We start from the raw sequence: 2293 nt of genomic DNA, 5'->3' as shown, positions 1-2293 counted from the left end.
CGAGCAGCCAGACGACGATCACACAAAGCGTCAGCAGGTCGCCGCAGAGTTAGAAGAGCCTCAGCAGCTCGATGCATCCCTGCCAGAGCCTCAGCAGCCTGCTCTGAGCGACCCCGAGCCTCAGCAGCTCGTCGCAGAGCACATCGTCGAGCGCGTGCCTCCTCATCGGGTACACCGCGAACTCCCCTTACCACGCGCCGTCTTTCGAGATCGTAGGCAGCCACGTGTGCCAAGCAAGGTCGCGCGTCGCCGAGTAACGTCAGCTAGTCGCCTTTCGAGGCTTGCTTCTGATTGCGGTGCGCCAACCTCGCTGGGGGGGAGTCTCCTCCGACCCCCGACGTGACGGCGCCTAATCGTCGGCCGGTGACACGCGAGATGCGGTGGTGGTCGAGCCCAGCGCCCGCGCCGCTCGCCTGCAAATCTGCACGGGATGAAGCTTCCAAGATTTCACAAATCAACGGTTGCTTGGCGCCACGCAAACAAGGTTGCACGCAAGCACGGTAGAACGGAACAAAGCAGATGAAGACTCTAGTAGTGCACGGCCAAAAAGGCGGTGCTGGAAAGACGACAATAAGCCTGCACCTCGGTGTCGCGGCTGAGAACGCTGGTCTGGCCACTGTGATCATCGATCTTGATCCGCAGACCAGCGCAACAAGCTGGGGCGACTCACGAACCAACGAGGCGCCGGTCGTAATCTCGATTCAACCATCCCGACTCGCAAAGGCGCTCGACACAGCGCGTGATGGCGGCGCCGATCTCGTCATCGTGGACACGGCACCTCATAGCGCCGATGCCGCGATCATTGCTGCTGAGGCTTCCGATCTGATCCTTGTGCCTTGTCGCCCTACAATCCTGGATTTGCGATCGATCGCCAGCACGGCTCGCATAATCAAGATCGCCGACAAGCCAGCCTATGCCGTCCTGACCTGTGCACCCGCGCGTTCGCCTCGGCTTATCGCAGATGCAGCGAGCGTGGTTGCCGATGTTGGTATCGCCGTGTGCCCGGTGACAATCCACCAGCGTGCTGCCTACGTGCACTCTTTGACGATCGGCCAAACAGCCCAGGAGTACCAACCTGACAGCAAGGCAGCTGAAGAAATCTGGCAGTTGCTGAAGTGGCTGCGGAAAAAGCTGGCAATCTAGCTATCAAGCAACCTTGCTTGCACGCAAGCATGCAACAACGCTTAAACGCAACCGTGGAACAACGCTATGGCAAGCACTCCGGATTTGAGATCGAACATGAAAAGGGTCCGAGAGGACACGACGCCAAAGATTGAAGAGATCGCGGCGGATATCCACGCACCAAAGTTGGCAGCGAAACCAGAGAAGCAGTTGCCCAGTAGGGCAGGCAAAAAGAACCTCGTGGTCCCGATCGACCCGCCGCTGCACAAGACGCTAAAACAGCAGGCTCTTCATCTCGACCTCACCCTTGAACGCTACGTTACGAGCGCGCTTGAAGAATTGGCACGGAAGAACGCGATCAAATAAGAACGCCTGCACGCAACCAAGCCTGCGTCTTGCCAAGGAAACACGCAATCAAGGTTGCGCGTTTTCTTGTAAACGTAATTGCGTTCAGTGTTTGAGCAGCGGCATCACGAACGTCGCGATAAGATATCCGGTGCCAGAGACCAGGATGGTGCAAAAGACCCCAGCGACAGCCGTACGCAGCCTCTCCAGGTTCGACATACGAAGCTCGCCATTCTTGATCAGATCGCGCTCCAGCGCTTCTGTGCGCAGCTTCAGGGTGGCGATTTCATCGACGCTCTTGTCGATCGTTTCGCATCGAGCCTTCATTTCCTGAATATCGGCTGCGTTCCTCGCGCTCTGAGATTGGACCACCATGACAGCCTCGACGAGCTTCTGAACCTCGCTGAAGATCGATTCTAGACGGCGGTCGGTATTCGCGGCCGATTGGCGCATCGCGGCGCTATCCGCGACGAGTGCGAGCAACATCGATTGAGGTTCGGGCTTGGGCAGTCCGAACAGACCGTCCATTGGATCGGTCACCTTACGGACGCCATCCGCAGAGCTTGCTGCCCTCTACCAGGATCGTCAGGTAGTTCCGCTTCTCTTTCGCGTTCATGACCTGGACCACCTGCGGACGCAGCACGAACTCAGATGCCGTGTGGGTCTTGCAAAAGGTGTCCGTGTCCTGAGGGGTGCATCCGGCCATGCCCGCGCAGAAAAGCGCGAAAATGAAAATGAGTACGAGTTTCGACATTCAGTTTTTGGGTGTCCAGCGTTTGAGTTCGGCGTCAACCTGAGCATCGGTCATCTTCGACACGGACGCATC

The 2293-nt window shown here is 58.0% G+C and carries 4 protein-coding genes; 2 read left to right on the top strand and 2 right to left on the bottom strand.

Translation table 11 applies throughout. The annotated features are described in order from the left end of the window. Positions 1–519: 519 nt before the first annotated feature. Together GSQ79_RS28345 and GSQ79_RS28340 are read left to right on the top strand one after the other, a co-directional pair. Positions 520–1143, top strand: a complete 624-nt coding sequence (locus GSQ79_RS28345) for an AAA family ATPase (protein WP_158812089.1) — start codon at positions 520–522, stop codon at positions 1141–1143. A 66-nt stretch (positions 1144–1209) separates the two neighbouring features. Then, positions 1210–1488 (top strand): hypothetical protein, encoded by a 279-nt coding sequence (locus GSQ79_RS28340; protein WP_158812088.1) that lies wholly within the window; start codon positions 1210–1212, stop codon positions 1486–1488. A gap of 84 nt (positions 1489–1572) precedes the next feature. Here GSQ79_RS28340 and GSQ79_RS28335 read toward each other — a convergent pair whose 3' ends face one another. Together GSQ79_RS28335 and GSQ79_RS28330 are read right to left on the bottom strand one after the other, a co-directional pair. Continuing rightward, entirely contained in the window at positions 1573–1995 is a 423-nt protein-coding gene (locus GSQ79_RS28335) for a hypothetical protein (protein ID WP_158812087.1), read from the bottom strand. Positions 1996–2008: 13 nt separating this feature from the next. Then, positions 2009–2221: a hypothetical protein gene (locus GSQ79_RS28330; RefSeq protein ID WP_158812086.1), complete on the bottom strand. Its 213-nt coding sequence runs from the start codon at positions 2219–2221 to the stop codon at positions 2009–2011. Positions 2222–2293 lie beyond the last annotated feature (72 nt).

It is taken from the genome of Beijerinckia sp. L45 (assembly GCF_009765775.1).
In the GTDB taxonomy this organism is placed as follows: Bacteria; Pseudomonadota; Alphaproteobacteria; order Rhizobiales; family Beijerinckiaceae; genus RH-AL1.
This window is presented reverse-complemented; position numbering and strand designations above follow the sequence as displayed.

Bases quoted from the DNA above. Each gene is read 5' to 3' on its own strand.
- GSQ79_RS28345 (WP_158812089.1), top strand. From the start codon at position 520: ATGAAGACTCTAGTAGTGCACGGCCAAAAAGGCGGTGCTGGAAAGACG.
- GSQ79_RS28340 (WP_158812088.1), top strand. From the start codon at position 1,210: ATGGCAAGCACTCCGGATTTGAGATCGAACATGAAAAGGGTCCGAGAG.
- GSQ79_RS28335 (WP_158812087.1), bottom strand. From the start codon at position 1,995: ATGGACGGTCTGTTCGGACTGCCCAAGCCCGAACCTCAATCGATGTTG.
- GSQ79_RS28330 (WP_158812086.1), bottom strand. From the start codon at position 2,221: ATGTCGAAACTCGTACTCATTTTCATTTTCGCGCTTTTCTGCGCGGGC.